Annotated in this window: 15 protein-coding genes and 1 pseudogene; 10 read left to right on the forward strand and 6 right to left on the reverse strand. The window is 65.8% G+C overall.

The genetic code is table 11. The features are described 5' to 3' along the window. Positions 1-15: 15 nt before the first annotated feature. The 4 genes and pseudogenes from NFI08_RS00115 (at position 16) to NFI08_RS00130 (ending at position 3,055) form a co-directional block, all read left to right on the forward strand. Positions 16-1,455: an ATP-binding protein gene (locus NFI08_RS00115; RefSeq protein WP_222515957.1), complete on the forward strand. Its 1,440-nt coding sequence runs from the start codon at positions 16-18 to the stop codon at positions 1,453-1,455. Further along, positions 1,452-2,159, forward strand: a complete 708-nt coding sequence (locus NFI08_RS00120) for a response regulator (protein ID WP_045994066.1) — start codon at positions 1,452-1,454, stop codon at positions 2,157-2,159. Before NFI08_RS00115 ends, NFI08_RS00120 begins: the two co-directional genes overlap by 4 nt. Positions 2,160-2,350: 191 nt before the next feature. After that, positions 2,351-2,754 (forward strand): annotated as a pseudogene (locus tag NFI08_RS00125) (type II toxin-antitoxin system RelE/ParE family toxin). After that, positions 2,735-3,055, forward strand: coding sequence for a helix-turn-helix domain-containing protein (locus tag NFI08_RS00130; protein WP_108132465.1), 321 nt, complete (start codon positions 2,735-2,737; stop codon positions 3,053-3,055). The pseudogene NFI08_RS00125 and the gene NFI08_RS00130 overlap by 20 nt, the downstream one beginning before the upstream one ends. A gap of 280 nt (positions 3,056-3,335) precedes the next feature. On the opposite strand, the gene NFI08_RS00135 is transcribed toward NFI08_RS00130, so the two are convergent. Further along, complete coding sequence (locus tag NFI08_RS00135) at positions 3,336-4,859, reverse strand: DUF3360 family protein (protein WP_222515958.1); 1,524 nt, start codon at positions 4,857-4,859, stop codon at positions 3,336-3,338. Between the two features lie 291 nt (positions 4,860-5,150). Here NFI08_RS00135 and NFI08_RS00140 point away from each other — a divergent pair, with 291 nt between their 5' ends. Beyond that, on the forward strand, positions 5,151-6,050 hold the full coding sequence (locus NFI08_RS00140) for a helix-turn-helix transcriptional regulator (protein ID WP_349586273.1): 900 nt from the start codon (positions 5,151-5,153) through the stop codon (positions 6,048-6,050). 27 nt (positions 6,051-6,077) lie between these two features. On the opposite strand, the gene NFI08_RS00145 is transcribed toward NFI08_RS00140, so the two are convergent. Both NFI08_RS00145 and NFI08_RS00150 read right to left on the reverse strand, forming a co-directional pair. Next, on the reverse strand, positions 6,078-6,674 hold the full coding sequence (locus NFI08_RS00145; RefSeq protein ID WP_349586276.1) for a LysE family translocator: 597 nt from the start codon (positions 6,672-6,674) through the stop codon (positions 6,078-6,080). Between the two features lie 10 nt (positions 6,675-6,684). After that, complete coding sequence (locus tag NFI08_RS00150; RefSeq protein WP_349586279.1) at positions 6,685-6,906, reverse strand: hypothetical protein; 222 nt, start codon at positions 6,904-6,906, stop codon at positions 6,685-6,687. 47 nt (positions 6,907-6,953) lie between these two features. Here NFI08_RS00150 and NFI08_RS00155 point away from each other — a divergent pair, with 47 nt between their 5' ends. The 3 genes from NFI08_RS00155 (at position 6,954) to NFI08_RS00165 (ending at position 10,566) form a co-directional block, all read left to right on the forward strand. Beyond that, entirely contained in the window at positions 6,954-7,580 is a 627-nt protein-coding gene (locus NFI08_RS00155; protein WP_045994070.1) for a hypothetical protein, read from the forward strand. 416 nt (positions 7,581-7,996) lie between these two features. Next, positions 7,997-10,042, forward strand: coding sequence for a choline BCCT transporter BetT (betT, locus tag NFI08_RS00160; protein WP_045994071.1), 2,046 nt, complete (start codon positions 7,997-7,999; stop codon positions 10,040-10,042). 176 nt (positions 10,043-10,218) lie between these two features. Beyond that, the gene (locus NFI08_RS00165; protein WP_045994072.1) at positions 10,219-10,566 is read left to right on the forward strand and encodes a DOPA 4,5-dioxygenase family protein; all 348 of its coding nucleotides are present in this window, start codon (positions 10,219-10,221) and stop codon (positions 10,564-10,566) included. Positions 10,567-10,569: 3 nt separating this feature from the next. Here NFI08_RS00165 and phnX read toward each other — a convergent pair whose 3' ends face one another. The 3 genes from phnX to exaC form a co-directional block, all read right to left on the reverse strand. Next, positions 10,570-11,403 carry a phosphonoacetaldehyde hydrolase gene (gene phnX / locus NFI08_RS00170; RefSeq protein WP_349586284.1) on the reverse strand — a complete coding sequence of 278 codons (834 nt, stop codon included), beginning with the start codon at positions 11,401-11,403 and terminating at the stop codon, positions 10,570-10,572. A 148-nt stretch (positions 11,404-11,551) separates the two neighbouring features. Further along, positions 11,552-12,580, reverse strand: coding sequence for an alcohol dehydrogenase AdhP (gene adhP, locus NFI08_RS00175; RefSeq protein ID WP_108448261.1), 1,029 nt, complete (start codon positions 12,578-12,580; stop codon positions 11,552-11,554). A gap of 189 nt (positions 12,581-12,769) precedes the next feature. Beyond that, entirely contained in the window at positions 12,770-14,290 is a 1,521-nt protein-coding gene (gene exaC / locus NFI08_RS00180) for an acetaldehyde dehydrogenase ExaC (protein WP_045994075.1), read from the reverse strand. Between the two features lie 147 nt (positions 14,291-14,437). On the opposite strand from exaC, the gene NFI08_RS00185 reads away from it, so the two are divergent. Beyond that, complete coding sequence (locus NFI08_RS00185; protein WP_349586289.1) at positions 14,438-15,136, forward strand: response regulator; 699 nt, start codon at positions 14,438-14,440, stop codon at positions 15,134-15,136. Between the two features lie 350 nt (positions 15,137-15,486). Next, on the forward strand, positions 15,487-19,272 hold the full coding sequence (locus NFI08_RS00190; RefSeq protein WP_349586292.1) for a DUF6531 domain-containing protein: 3,786 nt from the start codon (positions 15,487-15,489) through the stop codon (positions 19,270-19,272). Positions 19,273-19,304: the final 32 nt, after the last annotated feature.

Below are 19,304 nucleotides of genomic sequence, written 5' to 3' on the forward strand. Positions count from 1 at the left end.
TCAAGGAATCGTCGCATGTCCGCGAAACGCCTGTTTCGCCCGGCCTTCTCACGTCTGGGTCTGAAGCTCTTCGTCATCATCCTGGTGGTCAATGTGGCCATCGCCGGGCTGGTGTTCGTGGCGATTTCGCGCAGCCTCGACCAGGGCTTCATCGAGTACCTCGACCGCTCCCAGACCCAGCGCGCCGAGACCCTGGCGGAAGGCCTCGGCGAGGCCTGGGCGCGACGCCAGAACTGGCAGTGGCTGCGCCAGTCGCCGCGCGCCTGGCACCACCTGGTACGCCGCCAGCTTTGGCCCGGCGACAACCTGCCGCCGATGAGCATCGAAGGCGACCTGGGCGACCCCAGGGACTTCGTGCTCCATGACGAAAGCGGCCTGCCGGTGATCGGCCTGCCCCCGGACAAGGACGACATGGCCGCCGAGCTGCGCTGGCTGCCGGTGATGAGCGCGGGCCGCCAGGTCGGCACCCTGGGCTATCGCCCGCCGGAGCAGTTAATGGCACGCATGGACCGGCTGTTTCTGGCCCAGCAGCAACGCAACCTGACCATCATCGTCATCGCCCTGGCGCTGACCTCGCTGCTGCTGGCCGCCGCCCTGTCCTGGTGGATGGGCCGACGCGCCCGCGGCATGGCAATGGCCACCCGCCGGCTGACCGAGGGCGACTACAGCATCCGCCTGCCGGAGCGCGGTCGCGACGAGCTGTCCAGCCTGTCCCACGACTTCAATGTGCTGGCGGAAACCCTGGAAGCCAGCCGCGAGGCACGTACCCGCTGGGTTTCCGACATCGCCCATGAGCTGCGTACCCCACTGGCGGTGCTGCGCGGCGAGATCGAAGCGATGCAGGACGGCATTCGCGCCCTCGACCAGGACAACCTGCGCTCGCTGTCCCAGGAGGTCGGCCAGCTAGAGCGCCTGGTCGCCGACCTGCGCCTGCTGTCCCAGAGCGACGCCGGCGCACTGGAAGTCCAGCTCGCACCGCTGGACCTGGGCGAGCAACTGGCCACCCGGCTGGACGAAGCCGAGGGCTGGCTTGCCGATCATGGCCTGACCCTCGAGCACGATATTCAGGGCCCGGCGTGGATTCGCGGCGACCTGCAGCGCCTGCGCCAGCTATGGAACAACCTGATTGACAATACCTGCGCCTACACCCAGGCGCCGGGGCGACTCAAGGTATCGCTGCGGCGTGAGGCCGACGACTGGGTGCTGCGCTGGGAAGACAGCGCCCCCGGGGTACCGGTCAACGAACTGCCGCGGCTGACCGAACGCCTCTACCGGGTGGAAGGCTCGCGCAACCGCTCAAGCGGCGGCAGCGGCCTGGGGCTGTCCATCGCCACCGCCCTGGCCCGCGCCCACGACACCGACATGCGCCCCTCCCCTTCCGAGCTTGGCGGGTTATGCTGGACCCTGCGTTTTCCGGCCCTGCCGGACCATCAGCAGCACGAGGACGATGAATGAACGACACCGACGCCAGTCTCGACGACATCCTGATCGTCGAAGACGAACCCAAGATCGCCCGTCTGGTGGCGGACTACCTGGAGGGTAGCGGCTACGCCACCCACCATATCGACCACGGCGACCAGGTGGTCGGCTACCTCAGCGAGGCCGAGTCACGCCCCAGCCTGGTGCTGCTGGACCTGATGCTGCCTGGCACCGACGGCCTGACCCTGTGCCGCGAGATCCGTCAGCGCTGGCCCGATATCGCGGTGGTGATGCTGACCGCCCGAGTCGAGGAGGTCGACCGCCTGCTGGGCCTCGAACTGGGTGCCGACGACTACATCTGCAAGCCGTTCAGCCCGCGCGAGGTGGTCGCCCGGGTCAAGGCTGTGCTGCGCCGCAGCCAGGCACACCAGCAGGACAGCGAAGCCAACCACGACCTGGTGCTGGACGAAAGCGGCTGGCGCGCCCTGGCCGACGGTCAGGACCTTGGCCTCACCGCGGTGGAATTCCAGCTGCTCAAGGTGATGATGCACTCGCCGGGTCGAATCTTCGCCCGCGAGCAGTTGATGGATCACATGTACCGCGACCACCGCATCGTCTCCGAGCGCACCGTGGACAGCCATATCAAGAAGCTGCGCAAGAAGATCGCCGATATCTGGCCCGAGCGGGAGATCATCCGCTCCGTCTACGGCGTCGGTTACAAGTACCAGCCGGAAGAGTGATCCTCGGGGCTGCCTGTCATGGCAGCCGTCCCCCGGCAGCTGGACATCGTCCGGCCGCTCTGCCTTTCTCTTTTTCTGCTTGATGCCCCGCGTCTTATGCATCGAAAAGGAGACACTGCCCTGCAACGCCCTGCTGCAGGCAGGACAGTTGCTGCGGGCCGCATGATGTCACACTATGTAGTACACTACGAATGGCAAGGACACGGCCGGTGAGGATCTTCAAGAACGCCTGGTTTGAACGCTTCACCAGAAAACAGAAACTTGACGCCGCCGCGCTGCGCGACGCTATCCAGCGAGCGGAACGGGGCTTGATCGATGCTGACCTGGGCGGAGGCGTGATCAAGCAGCGGGTAGCTCGTCCCGGGCAAGGCAAGTCAGGCGGCTACCGCACGATCATCCTCTACCGCCAGGCACACCGAGCCTTCTTCGTTTACGGCTTCGCCAAGACCAACAGAGCAATATCAGCGACGAGGAAAAGGTTGCGTTCAAACGGGCCGCCCAACACATCCTCGAGCTGTCAGAAGAGCACCTGGTCGAGTTGATTCATAAGGGGCATTTTTTGGAGGTGGAAGACGATGGCGAAGAAATACCGTAGCGAAGCGATGGCGGCGATCCATGAAACCATGGAAGCTCTGCACGAGGTAGGCGCCGTCGACAAGCAAACGATGCGCGACTTCGATGAGAGCTGCCTCACCACTGTAGAAATGATTTCCCCCGACGCCATCAGAGCGCTGCGCGAGCGCGAAAATCTTTCTCAGTCTGTCTTCGCTCGCTACCTCAACGTCAGCAAGAACCTGGTCTCAGACTGGGAGCGCGGCGTGAAGCGTCCTGGAGGGCCCGCGCTGAGGCTACTGGCAGTCATCCAGAAAAAAGGCATTCAGGCCATCGCTTGCTGAGCGCGCCTCTCCATTCCTGCCGGTGGAAGGGCCACTTGCGTGGAGAGGCGAATCGAGCTCCGTACTCAGGGGGCCGCCATATATCACGTTGTGCCCTCTGTCACGCTGCCATGGCCGTAATCGAGAGCCCCTTCTAACTGTTTCGCCTCGACTGACGGCAGGCCCGAAGATTCAGTTGCCAGCACCAAGCAAGCCGGTCGGCGAAGTGTCTCGACCGACTCACCGATAACGCAAGAGGCCGCCCTTGGGCGGCCTCTTGCGTATTGCGCTTTCTGTCTATCTAGAACAGCGCGGGAATCCCGTACTGTCCCTCGAACATGCCCACCGCCAGCATGGCGAACAGACACACCCCCAGCACCGATGCGGGGATGATCAGGCGGTCGGCCAGCGACAGCCGAGTGGCGCGTTCGCGATCACCGATCCAGCCGTTGTTGTCGAGCAGCATGGTCACCGCCCAGGCCAGCACCGGGTTGGTGACCGCCGCGGCGAACAGGCAAACGCCGGCGGCCTGGGCGTCGCGGCTTTCCTTGATCATCTGCACGCCGGCCTCGAGCATCGGCAGGAAGACTCCGACCAAAAGCGCCACGCACATCACCGGCGGCCACACCGCCACGTCCATGGGGAAGCCGAGGATGGCGATGGCGATGGTCAACAGCCCCAGCAAAATGGCGCCGGCGGGAATCGGCCGCTTGGCGATGGCCGCCGGGATCATATAGGTGCCCCAGGACGAGGTGATATTGCCACCGCCGAGGGCGGTACCGATCACCTGACGCAGCGAGCACATCGTCATGGTGTCGTCGACGTCCATCAGTACCCGATCGGTACCCTTGGGATAGTTCATCTCCTGGAAGATGCGATGACCGAGAAAGTCCGGTGACCACATGGCAACCGCCAGGATCGCGAACGGCAGCGAGGCGATGAAGTGCTGCATGTTCGGCAGCCCCAGCATCCAGCCGTGGTCGGTGCTGCCCCACCAGTAGCTGGGGCTGAGCGGCGGCAGGCCGGTCTCGGTGGTGAACTCGAGATCGAAGCCCGCACCCAGCGCCAGCGCCACCACCAGGCCGGTGACCGCGCAGGCGGGAATCGCCAGCCAGCGCTTGCCCAGCCGCGCCAGCACGGCGTACAGCAGGATATTGACCGCCAACACCACCAGGGCGACGTAACCCATCTCGCCCTCGAGCCCCATGCCCCACGCCTTGAGGCTACCGATCTGGCTCATGGCGCCGGAAAAGCCGAGAAAGATCAGCAGACCACCGGCGGTGCCCTGGGAGGTCAGGTTGACCAGGCGCGAGCCGCCCTTGACCCAGGAAAGGCCGAGGCCGAAGGCGCCGATCCACAGCGCCAGGGCCAGCGGGTGGGCACCGGCAAGGGCCATGCTGGCGATCAGCGGAATCATCGGGCCGTGATTGCCGGCCAGGTTGGCACGCGGATTGAAGATACCTGAGCCCAGCACGCAGAACAGCAGGACCGGCAGCAGCATCTCCAGGCGCGAGACGGCGATGGCGAACTCGCGCCCCAGGGTGACATCGGGCCAGGCGGCGGACAGGCCATTGGCCCAGGACATCATCACCGCCGAGTACATGGCGATGATGCCGATGGTGCCAGCGATGGCCGGTACCAGGTCCTCGAGTTCGAAGTGGAAGTCCCGGCCGATCAGATTAAGACCATAGCGCCGGGGACGCATGATCTTGAGTTCATGCTCGAGGTAGTCGGAACGGCTGGCAAATTCGCTGGCATCGCGGTGCATCTCGCGATAGCTGGGGGCCTCGCCGGCCTCCCGGGTGGACGTCACGGTGTCTGTCATGAGGATCTCGATGTCTGAGGTGACGCTGCTGTCCGACGCCGAGCCAAGTCCCCTTGACCGTTCGTCGAATTGACAGCGCGCCTTGAAAAAAGATGACAGACCTTAACAATGCCCCCCGCGGGCCTCGTTGACGGCTATCAGGCTTTGGCCTCGCCAAGGGTTGTGACGCCAAAAATGCCTGACAAACTCCCCTCTCCCTTGATCCAGCGCAGGCGTCTCTTGCCTGGCATCCCAGGATGGACGAGAGTGAAGACCTCGACGCAGCCACGGCGTCTTGCCAGGAAGACCGTCATGCCCCCCAGGATCGCTGCCAGCTTTTCCCGCTATCTGCGCGACCCGCGGATGCCCCAGGTCGAGGCGCGCCGAGTCAGGGGCGGGCACCGGCTAAGCCACGCGCCCCACAGCCACGACACCCACTCGCTGGGCGCGATCGCCCAGGGCCACTCGAGCTTCCTCAACCGCCACCGTACCCTAGAGGTGCGCCAGGGAGACGTGGTGCTGATCAACCCCGGCGACGTCCACGCCTGCAACGCCTTGAGCGAGCGAGACTGGGGCTACGACATGCTCTACCTGGACAGCGCCTGGCTGACCGAGCGCTGCGGCCTCGACGGCGATGACGGTGCGGTGTTCTCGGCACTGACGACGCAAGACGCCGCCCTTCACCAAGTCATTCGCGTCGCCACCGACGCCCTTGCCGATGGGGATGCCAGCCTGCTTGAGCGCGAGACCGTGCTTGAGCGGCTCGCCGAGCGCCTGACAGGCCTGCTCGACCTGCCGGCGCAAGGCGAGGCAGAACACGGCGCGCCTCCCGAGCGACTGGTGCGCGCCTGGGAGCGTCTTCACGACGACTGGCAGCAAGAGCTGCGCCTGGACGACCTCTGCGCCGCCGCCGAGTGCCGCGCCACCAGCCTGATTTCGGGCTTTCGACGTCACTATGCCACCACGCCCCATGCGGCGCTGATCGACCTGCGCGTGCGTCACGCCAGGCAACGACTGCGACGGGGCGATCCCATCGCTGCGGTCGCCAACGACTGCGGCTTCGCCGACCAGGCGCACCTGCAACGCACCTTCAAGAAGCTGCTGGCCACCACTCCGGGGCACTATATCCAGAGTCATATGCAGGATCAGATGCAGGGTCAGATGCCAGGCCCGTTGAAGGGTCAGATTCAGCACCTTAAGCAGCGCGCCTGACCGTCGGACCGGTGCCCGCAAGCTGCCTCACAGCAGCATCAGCGCGCCACTAAAAATCAGCAAGGCCGCCAGCAGGCGCTGGAGGACCCGCCGTCTTGCCTCGCACGACAGCCAGCCCCGGGCGTGTCCACCAAGCCACGCCCAGCCGATGGCGCTCGCCAGACAGACGCTGCCCCAGACCAGGGTGAAAAGCGCGATATCGACGCTTTCCCGTCCCGCCGTGAACAGTCCCAGCCCTGCCAACGAGGCGATCCAGGCCTTGGGGTTGAGCCACTGCATCAGCGCGCCGGTGGCGGGCCCCGGCGGTTCGCGCCGCTGGTCCGTGCCCCAGTCGCCTGCGTCCGTCAACAGGCGCCAGGCCAGGCAGGCCACAAAGCTCAGGCCCGCCAGCCGCACCAGCCACTGAAGCCCGGGCAGCGCCAGCCAGACACTCCCGAGCCCCGCGGCGAGCAGGCCCAGCAGCAGGGTAAAACCGCCGCTGGCACCCACCACCAGGGGCATCGCTCGGCGCCAGCCGTGACCCACGCCGGTGGACAGGATCAGCAGGTTGACCGGGCCCGGCGATATCGAGGCCACCAGCGAGAAGGCAAAGATCGCCAGCAGTTCTTCCAGAGAAAACGTCATCACACATGCCTCACAGGATGGCGTTCCAGGCTGACGCGATGACGCCCTTCGGTATTGAAGAAAATTTCACCGGCGCCGACTCCTCGGCCTCGGCTCCACTGCCCCGCCGAAAATTCGAACCCTGCGTTGCACAAACTCGTCTGCGCTTGCCGCTTCTCTGCACATTGGCTGCATCAGCCTTGCACGAGCCAGGGTCAAGATGGATCACGTCAACAAGGGCATCGCCCGCCATAACGCCACGTCCTGTGACGAGGCATCAACGCTGAAGGAAGTCGACCCATGAAAATGACATTTGCCCGCAAGGCCCTGCTGTCCGCCGCTGTCTCTGCCGCCCTGCTGCCGGTCGCCATGACCGCGACGGCCTCGCCCGACCGCCCCGAAGGCCCGCGCCACGAAGGGGGCGAGATGCGCGCCGAGCTGTTTGACCGCGCCGGCATCGACGCCGAGACCCGCGAAGCCCTGAAGCAGGCCGCCATGGAGCACCGTCAGGAGATCAAGGAACTCAACGACGATTTCCGCGAGCAGCGCATGGAAATCCTCGGTGAAGACGGTGTCGCCGCCCTCGAACGTGCCCGCCACGAGCTGCGCGAGGAGCGCATCAACGCCCTGGTCGACAAGTGGGAGCTGTCCGACGACGAGCGCGAAGCGTTCAACGCCGCTCGCGAATCTTTCAAGGAAGGCGCCGAAGCGCTGAAGGCCCAGGAGTTCGAGAACCCCGAAGCCCGTCATGACGCCTGGCGCGAACTGATGTCCTCCACCCGTGACCAGCTGGCCGAGATCCTCGACGAGCGCCAGCTGCGTGAACTGAAGCACACCATGATGCCGGGCCACGGCGACCACCCGCGCGGTGGTCCGGGTGAGCACCGCGCTCATGGTCCCGACAAGCATCACGCCCCCGAGGCCTGATATTGACGCCCTCGGTTCGGCCATAGGCGCCGACCCGGGAGACCAGAAAGCCCCGTACCAACGCGCCATGTCCGAGCCTCGGGCATGGCGTTTTCGTGCGCCCCCTGCCCGCCGTTTCTCCCCCTCGGGTTGAAAGATGCTCCCCATCTCTGTATTTTATTGAACGTTCAATCAATAAAATAACCGCGCGCCCCTGGCCGCGGTGGGTCGCCCAGACCCTTCGCAAGAGCCGCCAACAGGTACCGAGCCACGACTCGGCCACTCCGCCATCATCATTTTGTTAATTGGTCGGTCAATTAACAAAATGGCGTAACGCTCACGGAAGCAGCATCAGGATGCCAGGATGGCATCGTGGAGAACGGCGATAGCCTCGCCGGGCAGGCTCTGTCTCACTTCATCCTCGAGGGAGCACGTGCATGTCACATCACGAGAGCGCCTCCCGCGATCGCCTCAACCCCGTCGTCTTTCACGGCGCGGTAGCCGGCATCGTGGTCTTTCTGTTCTTCACCATGACCTTCACCGAACGGGCCGGTGCCCTGTTCGACAGCGGTCTTGCCTGGGTCAACGACACCTTCGGCTGGTACTACATGCTGGCCGCCGTGGCCTATCTGGTGTTCGTGCTGGTCATCAGCCTGTCCCGGGTCGGCAACATTCGCCTCGGCCCGGACCACTCGCGCCCGGAGTTCTCGCTGCTGTCATGGGCCTCGATGCTGTTCGCCGCAGGCATCGGCATCGACCTTCTGTTCTTCTGCGTGGCCGAGCCGCTGTCGCACTATCTGACGCCCCCGGACATGGCCCCGGAAAGCGCCGCCGCCCTTAGGCAGGCGGTGCCCCAGACCTTCCTCCACTGGGGCCTGACCGGCTGGGGCATGTACGTGCTGATGGGCATGGCCCTGGCCTACTTCAGCTATCGCCATCGCCTGCCGCTGGCCATCCGCAGCGCCCTCTATCCGCTGTTGGGCAAGCGCATCTACGGCCCCATCGGCAATGCCGTCGATATCACCGCGGTGATCTCCACCGTGTTCGGCATCGCCACCAGCCTCGGTATCGGCGTCATCCAGCTCAACTACGGCCTGAGCTTCATGTTCGGCGTACCCGAAAGCCTGTCGACCCAGGTGGTGTTGATCGTGCTGGTGGTGATCCTGGCGACCATCTCGGTGGTCACCGGCGTCGAGAAGGGCATTCGCCGGCTGTCCGAGTTCAATATGCTGCTGGCCGCCGCCCTGCTGCTGTTCGTGCTGTTCCAGGGTGACACCCTGGCGCTGCTCAACGCCCTGGTGCTCAACGTCGGCGACTACTTCAGTGGCTTCGTCGGCAAGAGCTTCGACACCTACGCCTTCGCCGGCAGCGACGCCCAGCAGTGGAAAGGCTGGTGGACCATCTTCTTCTGGGGCTGGTGGATCGCCTGGACACCCTTCGTCGGGCTGTTTCTGGCGCGCATCTCGCGCGGGCGCACCATTCGTCAGTTCGCCCTTGGCGCCCTGCTGATTCCGCTGGGCTTCATGATGGCGTGGATGTCGATCTTCGGTAACGCCGGTATCGACATGGTCGCCAATGACGGCCTGGCGGTGCTCGGCGAGCAGGCGCTGGCCACTCCCCAGACCACCATCTACACCTTCCTCGAGCAGTACCCCTACATCGGCGTCACCGCCTCGGTGGTCACCCTGCTCGGAGTGGTATTCTTCGTCACCTCGGCGGACTCCGGCGCCCTGGTGCTGGCCAACTTCACCTCGATTCTGCGTGACGTCAACCACGACGCGCCGATCCGCCTGCGCATCTTCTGGGCGGCGGTGATCGGCCTGATTACCATCGCCCTGCTGATGGCCGGCGGCCTCGACGCCCTGCAAAGCGCGGTGGTGATCACCGCCCTGCCGTTCTCGCTGGTGATGTTCGCCATCATGGTGGGACTGGCCCGGGCCCTGCGCACCGAGAAGGAAAAGGCCGACGCGCGCAAGCTGGTCGCGGCCAGCGGCGAAGGCGGCAACTGGAAGGAACGCCTGGATCGGGCGCTGGACACCTCCAACCGCGCCGGTGCCGAGTCGACCATGGAGCACGCCCTGCGTCCGGGCCTGAAACAGTTCGTCGAGGAGCTCGAGCGTCGCGGCCAGTCGGCCACCCTGAGCGAAGAGCAGATCGAGGGCGAACCGCTGCCGCGGCTGACCCTGCAGGTAGACTTCGAGGAGATGCAGAGCTTCGTCTACCAGGTCCGCCCCCATCGCATGCGCACGCCGAGCTTCCTGCCGGCGGACGATGACTACTACCTGCGCCTGGACGTGCATCTGGCCGAAGGCGGCGTGGGTCAGAACCTCAATGGCTACACCCGGGGTCAGGTCATCGATGACGTGCTCGGCGAGTACGAACGCCACCTGCAGTTCCTGGCGATCGCCCGCCAGGGCACGCCGACGCCGGCCATGCCGGGCTTTATCGGCGAGCCACCCCAGGGCACGACCCAGGAACCCTGAGCGTGAACCGGCAAGGTCGTCACCGACGACGCCGGAGCAAGTGACAGCGGCGGCCCCAGGGCCGCCGCTTTGGTATGTAACGCTGGTGGGCAGGCGGGCGTGACACCGCGATTGCCATGCATCGCCAGGGACGCGATCCTTGTCGACGTCATCAGCAGAGCGCCCAGGAGAGTCCCATGCCCGACGTCGAGCAGATTCGCTACTACCACGCCCACCTCTACTACGACGATGCCGAAGGGCTTGCCCAGGCCAGGACCCTGGCCGAGCAATGCCAGTCGCGCTTTGCCGTTCAGGTGGGGCGTTTTCATCAACAACCGGTGGGGCCGCATCCGCGCTGGAGCTGCCAGCTATCCTTCGCGGCCGAGGCCTTCGGCGAAATCGTGCCCTGGCTCGCCATCCATCGGGGCGAGCTGGACATCTTCGTGCATCTGGGCACCGACGACGACCTCTTCGACCATACCCAGGGCGTCATCTGGCTGGGACGCAGCCACGCACTCGACCTGTCCGTTTTTTCCCCGAGCTGACCTTCACGAGGCCTGGGGTCGCTCGCCCCGGGCGAGCCGAGCCGCGATCTGATCCAGCACACCGTCAAGCTCGGCGACGCTTGCGATCAGGTAGTGGGGGCGACAGGCGCTCAGTCGCTCGGCTACGTGGCGCCGGCGCCGCTCGAGCGCGTCCGGCGGGGTCGCTTGGTAACCCTCGAGACCCAGCCCCATGGCGTTGCCGGTATCGGTCACCGCCACCGTCCACATGCCGGCGGCGCGCCCCTCCTCGATGCCGGGAGCGGTATCATCGACCTTGACGCAAGCCGCCACATCGCCGATACCGAGCGCCACCACATTGGCCAGCGCCTGAGCCGGCCCGGGTCGCCCGCGCACCACCTCGTCACCGGCGACGGCGTGGTCCACCTCGAGCCCCGCCTGGCGCGCCGCACGGCGCACCGGCGCCAGCACCTCGGCGGGATAGCCGGAGCAGGAACCGATCTTGAGTCCTCTGCCCCGCAGCCCCGCGAGACATTCCCGGGCGCCAGGAATCGGCGCGGAATGCTCGGCCACCTTGGCCACCTGCAACGGCATGAACCGCCGATAGAGCACGTCGACGTCCTCGTCGCTCGGCGAGTGGCCACAGGCCTGGCGAAAACGCTCGGCGATGTCGGGCAGATCGCACAGGGCGCGGATATGATCCCACTTGCTCATGCCCATGGGGCCACGGGCTTCGTCGAGGCTTACGGCCACACCGATCTCGGCGAACACCTCGACAAACACCTGGGTCGGGGCGAAGGAGCCAAAGTCGACCAGGGTCCCGGCCCAGTCGAAGATGACGGCCTCCAGGGCCAGGGGGGCGTGACGTTCGGTACTCATGCGGTCGGCTCCTTGCGGGTTCGAGATGCCATGGATGGTGCCGCGACACCAGCGTAGGCAAGGATGACAAGGACATCACATCAAGATGACAGGGCGGCGACACCCGGTGTCGCCGCCCTGCTGTATCGACCGCTGCTGCTCAGTCAACTTAGCCCTGCATATCGAGCACCACCCGGCCCTCGATCTTGCCATCGATCATGCGGCCGAAGATGTCGTTGATATTGGCCAGACGGTCGGTGGACACGGTGGCCTTGACCTTGCCTTCACCGGCAAAGTCCAGCGCCTCCTGAAGGTCCTGGCGGGTACCGACGATGGAGCCTCGCACGGTGATGCCGTTGAGCACGGTATCGAAGATCGGCAACGGGAAGTCTCCCGGCGGCAGGCCGTTCAAGGCGATGGTGCCACCACGCCGGACCATGCCCTGGGCCTGTTCGAAGGCCTTCGGCGAGACCGCCGTGACCAGGGCCCCGTGGGCGCCGCCGATGTCCCGCTTGATCGCCGCCACCGGGTCCTCCTTCAAGGCGTTGACGGTGACCGTGGCGCCGAGCCGTCGTGCCAGCTCCAGCTTGTCGTCGGCCACGTCCACCGCCGCCACGTTCAGGCCCATGGCCACGGCGTACTGCACCGCCATATGGCCAAGACCACCGATGCCAGAGATCACCACCCACTGCCCCGGGCGGGTATCGGTCATCTTCAGGCCCTTGTAGACGGTGACACCGGCGCAAAGTACCGGGGCAATCTCGACGAAGCCGACGTTGCTCGGCAGATGGCCGACGAAGCCGGCGTCGGCGATGGCGTACTCGGCGAAGCCACCGTTGACCGAGTAGCCGGTGTTCTGCTGGGACTCGCACAGGGTCTCCCAACCGCCCAGGCAGTGCTCGCAGTGGCCACAGGCGCTGTACAGCCAGGGAATCCCCACCCGATCGCCTTCCTTGACGTGGTTGACGCCCTCACCCACCGCGGCGACTTCGCCGACGCCTTCATGGCCGGGAATAAATGGCGGATTGGGCTTGACCGGCCAGTCGCCGTGGGCGGCGTGCAGGTCGGTGTGGCAGACCCCGGAGGCGGCGATCTTGACCAGAACCTCGCCCCTGGCGGGGCGCGGCACCTCGACCTCCTCGAGGGTCAAGGGCTGACCGAACTGACGAACGACGGCGGCTTCCATGGTGCTTTGCATTGTTGTGCTCCTTGCCCTGATCCGGGCAAAAAGGGTCTCGGTCCGCCCGCTATCAAGGAAGGACGGTACAGAGGAGAAAGGTGTCCGGGGACACCCGGTGAACGGGCGTGGCGCTGAGCAGCAAACGGCGTCAGGCCACTGGGGTGAAGCTTCCCGGGCCCGGTGGTACCGGGCCCGGATCGACTCCCTTTAGAAAAAACCGAGGGGGTTGGTGTCGTAGCTCACCAGCAGGTTCTTGGTCTGCTGGTAATGCTCGAGTGCCATCTTGTGGGTCTCGCGACCGACGCCGGACTTCTTGTAGCCGCCGAAGGCGGCGTGGGCGGGATACTGGTGGTAGCAATTGGTCCATACGCGACCGGCCTGGATGCCACGCCCCATGCGGAAGGCCACGTTGATGTCACGACTCCAGACGCCGGCGCCAAGGCCGAATTCGGTGTCGTTGGCAATCGCCAGGGCTTCTTCTTCATCCTTGAAGGTGGTCACCGCCACCACCGGGCCGAAGATCTCTTCCTGGAAGACGCGCATCTTGTTGTTGCCCTTGAGCAGCGTCGGCTCGATGTAGTAGCCGGTGTCCAGATCGGCATTGAGCTTGGCCTGGTTGCCACCGGTCAGGAACTCGGCGCCTTCCTCCCGGGCCACGTCCATGTAGGACATGATCTTGTCGAACTGCTCCTTGGAGGCCTGGGCGCCGACCTGAACCTCGGTGTCCAGCGGGTTGCCACGCTTGATGGTGGTGACCCGCTCCATCACCTTGGCCATGAACGGCTCGTAGATGCTCTCCTGGATCAGCGCCCGCGACGGGCAGGTGCACACCTCACCCTGGTTGAAGAAGGCCAGCACCAGCCCCTCGGCGGCCTTGTCGATGAACTCCGGCTCGGCGTTCATGATGTCGGCGAAGTAGATGTTGGGCGACTTGCCGCCAAGCTCCACGGTAGAAGGAATGATGTTGTCGGCAGCGCACTTGAGGATGTGCGAGCCCACCGGGGTGGAACCGGTGAAGGCGATCTTGGCGATGCGCTTGCTGGTGGCCAGGGCCTCCCCCGCCTCGGCACCGAAGCCGTTGACCACGTTGACCACGCCGGGAGGCAGCAGGTCACCGATCACCTCCATCAGCTTGAGGATCGAAGCCGGGGTCTGCTCGGCGGGCTTGAGCACCACGCAGTTGCCGGCGGCCAGCGCAGGCGCGAGCTTCCAGGTGGCCATCAGCAGCGGAAAGTTCCAGGGGATGATCTGGCCGACCACGCCCAGTGGCTCGTGGAAGTGATAGGCCACAGTGTTGGCGTCGATATCGGCGGCGGTGCCTTCCTGGGCACGAATGCAGCCGGCGAAGTAGCGGAAGTGGTCCACCGCCAGCGGAATATCGGCGTTCAGGGTCTCGCGCACCGCCTTGCCGTTGTCCCAGCACTCGGCCACCGCCAGCGCCTCCAGGTTGGCCTCGATGCGCTCGGCGATCTTCAACAGGATATTGCTGCGCTCGCCAGCGGAGGTGCGTCCCCAGGCCGGCGCTGCCCCATGGGCGGCGTCCAGCGCCTTGTCGATATCCTCGGCACCGGAGCGGGGAATCTGGCAGAACACCTGGCCGTTGACCGGGCTTACGTTGTCGAAGTACTGACCCTTGACCGGAGCGACGAACTCGCCGCCGATATAGTTACCGTAGCGCTCGTCGAAGCTGACCACCGCGTCGGGCTGTCCGGGGTTGGCGTAGATCATGGCGTGTCTCCTTGGAAAGGATGTTGTAGTTGTCTGCCACTCCAGTCTTGGTCAGGAACCTGGCTTGCGACATACTGCCCTGGCAGGAGAGCGCCTCCTCCTTCGGTAGGAGACCGACCAAGGACACAGACAACCGGGACGCCAGACATGCACAGCCTGATGGTGGCTGACGATCACCCGCTCTTTCGCGACGCCATTGCCGCGGTCATTCAATCGGGCCTGCCCGGCACCGAGCTGCGCGAGGCGGACTGTTTCGCCGCGCTGGCAAGCGCCCTCGACGCCGACGACGACGTCGACCTGGTGCTGCTGGACTTGAATCTGCCTGACGCCTCGGCCCTGGACGGACTGCGTGAACTGCGCCGGGCCTTTCCGGCGGTGCCGGTGGCGGTGCTGTCGGCCGAAAGCGAGCGCGCCACGGTACTCGGCGCCCTGGATCTAGGTGCCATCGGCTACCTGCCGAAGTCCACGCCACGCCCGGACCTGCTGGCGGCGATCAAGCAGATCCTGGACGGCCAGATCTATCTGCCCGCCGAGATCATGCGCCGCCCGGCCGAGGCCTCGAGTGCCCCGCCTGCGACGCAGGGGGCGACACAGGGGGTGACGGGTCCAGCCGATGTAGGCGCGCTCGAGCAGTTGACGGTCAAGCAGCTCGAGGTGCTGTCCCTGCTGATTCGCGGCGCCTCCAACAAGGTCATCGCCCGCGAGCTCGATATCGCCGAGACCACGGTCAAGACCCACGTCTCGGCGATCCTCAAGAAGCTTGGCGTCGGCAGCCGTGTTCAGGCGATCCTGGCAGCCGACGAGTCCACCCTGCTGGCCTGCCTGGCCAGGCGGCGGGCGCGCTGAGTGACCAGGGGGAGCCCACAGATCGCTTGACCTGAATCCACTCCCCGCCTGCCCTGCCCTACGACGCGCAATTCCGCAACGCCGGTAGCCGACCGCACCGGATGCCCCCGCGATCTCACGCTATTCGGGCACATCTTGGACGACATGGATGTTTCTGGCGTAAGCCCCCTCTGAAAGCACCTTCCGCCTGCTGTCCCGGCCTCGCCTCGCCAGTAGGATCCTCCAGAGTCGGACCACGGCGTCGTTCAGGGAGGATCCACCGTGCCATCTACCCTCGTTCCTTCATCCCCATCTCATGAGCTGCCATCGGTATCTGGCGACCAGCCAAACGTGACCGGAGGGCACTGAGGATGGATGACGGCATGATCCCCGGGCATCGGCCCTTCCCCACCGAGGCCATCGCGGACACCGGCCAGCGCCCGGCCGTGCCGACCGAATTCACCGCCGATGAGCACGGGGGCGGCCTTATCCCCCTGAGGGAACAGCTCAACCATCGCCGGGTGATCACCGCCGAGCCCTACAGCGAAGGCGAGACCCCGGAAGCCGTGATCATGATGGACGTGGAGGAAGGTTCCGTCACGGTACTCGACGTGGTCGTCCAGGCCGCCTACATGCTGCCGGTGGTCGGTAACGTCATGGCCATCGGCGACGTCGCCCGCGACGTGGTTGACCTCGATGGCAACGACGCAGACGGCACGCCGAACTACCAGAACGTCTGGCTCTGGGCGGTGCTGGTGATCGACGCCATCGGTCTGGTGCCCGCCTTTGGCAACGCCTCCCGCCCTATCCGCGTGGGTACCCGCGAAGGCATACAGGCGTTTGCCCGCGGTGAAGGCGTCGACATCGCCGCAGATATCCTGCTCAACATGGCCGGCGGTGCGGCGATGGATTTTCTGGCAGAACTCGACTCCAAGCTCGAGGAACAGAAACCGAAGCTGTTGCGCGAAATTGACACCATCGTCGGCAAACTCGCCGAGTTCATCAACAACCCGGTCGATGCCGCCAAACAGCTCAAACTGATCGACGAGAACCCCGAGTGGTGGAACCTTCTCGAGAAAGGCAAGCGTGTCGTATTCATTGCCTTTGACCGCCTGCTCGAGGCCTTTGGTGACGACCGTCAGCGCCTCATCGCCTTCCTCGGCCAGCTCGGCGGGATGGCCAGGTCCATGGTCAACGCCGGGTTCGAGCGCCTGTTGCCGATGATACGCGACCTGGCCCAGGCGACTCGCCGCCGGTCGTCGCAACGTGGGGACGTCAATCACCAGGGCACCGCCGTCACCGGCCAACGTACGGTCCACTACCTGTCGGCAGACAATCGCCAGACCACCCGCCACGAAGCCGAGCCAAGCGCCACTCCGGCCGGCTGCGTGTGCTCGCTGCATCGCCCCACCCCCACCAGTCCCAACCCTGTGGACTATGTGATGGGTGACGAGAACCTGTGGCACACCGACTTCAGCGTACCGGGGCTGATCGACGTCGAATGGACCCGCTACTACCGCTCCAGCATCGACGAACTCGATGACAGCGAGCTGGGCGCCCGCTGGAGCAGCCCGTTCCATACCCGCTTCGAGGCCCAGGGCGAGCAGTTGACCTTTATCGACAGCCTGAACCGCGCCCTGCCCATCGCCCCCCTCGAGGTGGGCGGCAGCCGCTTCCTGCCGCGTGAAAGCGTGACCCTGGAACACCCCGACAGCGAGCACTACCGGCTTCACTACCTCGACGGCAGTCAGGAGCTCTACCGCCGCATCGGCGAGTCCGGGTGGGGCGAGCGCGTCCACTTCCGCCTGGTCGAGCAGCGCGAGCGCGACGGCCGCGCCCTGCACCTGAGCTATCGCCAGGGCCGACTGGACCGCCTGACCGACGGCGCCGCCCTGCTGCTGCGCTTTCACTACAGCAGCGCGGGGCTGCTGGCCAAGGTGGTGCGCCACTATCCCGGGGCGGGCGTCACCAAACCCAACGACGAAGCCGCCGAGGCGCACGAGCCCGAGGTGCTGGTCCGCTACCAGCACAGCGCCGACGGTGATCTGATCGAAAGTCGTGATATGCGCGGCTACACCCGCGAGTACCAGTACCAGCACCATCTGGTCACCCGCTACACCCACCGCAGTGGCCTGGCGGTGGAGCTAGAGTGGGACTGGCCGGGCAAGGCCGAGGGCGCCCTGCCCGCCGCTCACGACGCGCGCTGCGTACGCAACCGCCTGGAAGACGGCAGCGAAGACACCCGCTTCGAGTACCATCGCGGCCTGTGGTACACCCGCGTCACCGACGCCGACGGCGTGGTGACCTTCTACCGCTACAACTATCACAACCAGATCGAGTCGATCACTCACCCCTTCCACCCGGCGCTGGGCAGCGAGCACTGGCGCTGGGACGAGCACGGCCGGCTGATCCGCCATATCGACGGCGAAGGACGCACCACCCACTATCGCTATGACGACCAGGGCCGGCTGATCGAGACGGTCGACCCCCAGGGCCTGAGCACCCGCATCGACTACGACGACCAGGGCCTGCCGATAAACGTCACCGAACCTGACGGACGCGAACGCTCGCTACGCTTCGATGAACGCGGCCTGCCGCTGCAGGAAATCGCCCCGAGCGGGCGTGTCACCACCTTCCGTCACAACGCGCGCGGCCTGCTCACGGCGATGACCGACGCCGCCGGCAACACCTATCAGTACCGCTGGAACGACCAGGGTCAGCTGACCAGTGCCAGCGACTGTTCACGCAAGACCACCCAGTTTCGCTACGACCACCGCGGCTGGCTGATCGAGCGCCGTGACGCCGCCGGGCATCGCACCTATTACACCCGTGACGCCACCGGCCTGCTGTTGAGCGTCGAGCACCCCGACGGCGCCATCGAGCACTTCTCCCACGACAGCGAAGGCCGGCTGACTCAGTATCTCGATCCCACCGGGCAGCGCACCCGCTATCGCTACAATGGCAAGGGCCAGCCGATCGAGCGCCGCGACCCCATGGGCCAGCGTTTCGCCTACCACTACGACCGCCTGCTTCGGCTCTCGGCGCTGACCAACCAGAACGGCGACCGCTGGCAGTTCCGCTATGACGGCGGTGGACGATTGATCGAGGACACCGGCTTCGACGGGCGCACCCGCCACTACCGCTACGACGATGGCGGCGCCCTGATCGAGCGCCGCGAAGGCGAGCTGGTCACCACCTTCACCCGCGACGCCATGGGCCGGGTGCTGGAGCGCGAGAGCCAGCGACCGGGCCAGCCCGCGCTGACCACCCGCTACGGCTACGACCCGCTGGGACGCCTGACCCGCGCGGCCAGCCGCCACAGCGAGACGCGCTTTCACTTCGACACCGCCGACAACCTGATCGCCGAGGTGCAGCGTCATCAGCTGCCCAACGGCGGTGACTACTCCAGCGTCACCCGCCACACCCACGACGCCCTGGGCAACCGCGAGACCACCACCCTGCCCGACGGCCAGACCCTGGCCTGGCTGCGCTATGGCTCCGGCCATGTCCACGCCATGACCCTGGACCAGCGCGAGCTGATGGCCTTCGAGCGCGACGACCTGCATCGCGAGGTGCGCCGCCACCAGGGCAGCCGCGAGGTCGAATCACGCTTCGACCCGCTGGGACGCCTGATCGAGCAGCACATCCGCACCCTCGAGGACGCTGTCGAAGACAGGCCCCGACACCCCACCGTCAGACGCCAGTGGCACTACAGCGCCAACGGCCTGCTCAGCCAGGTGGACGACAACCTGCGCGGCACCACCCGCTACGGCTACGACCCATTGGGCCGGCTGCGCCAGGCAAGCGCCCCCGGCCTCGAGGAAGTGTTCGCCTTCGACCCGGCCGGCAATCTGGTCGATCCCGCGCCGCCAGAACGAACCAGCGAAAACGGCAGCAACACCCCGCCCTCCGAGGCCACCCGCTGGCGACGCGAGCGCCCCCGCGATCACCTCGACCACGGATCCGAGGAACGCATTCGCCTCGATTACCCTGGCGCACCGGCCAGCCTGTCGCCGGCCATGGGCAACCTGCTCAAGCGCTACGCCGGCACCCACTACCACTACGACGCCAGCGGCAACCTGACCCGGCGTATCGCCCCCAGCGGTGAGACCTGGCACTACCAGTACGACCCCGAACATCGGCTGATCGAGGCCTGATCTTGCCCACCAACAGTGGACACCCCGTTAAG

Source organism: Halomonas sp. EF61 (genome assembly GCF_040147045.1).
Lineage (GTDB): Bacteria > Pseudomonadota > Gammaproteobacteria > Pseudomonadales > Halomonadaceae > Halomonas > Halomonas litopenaei.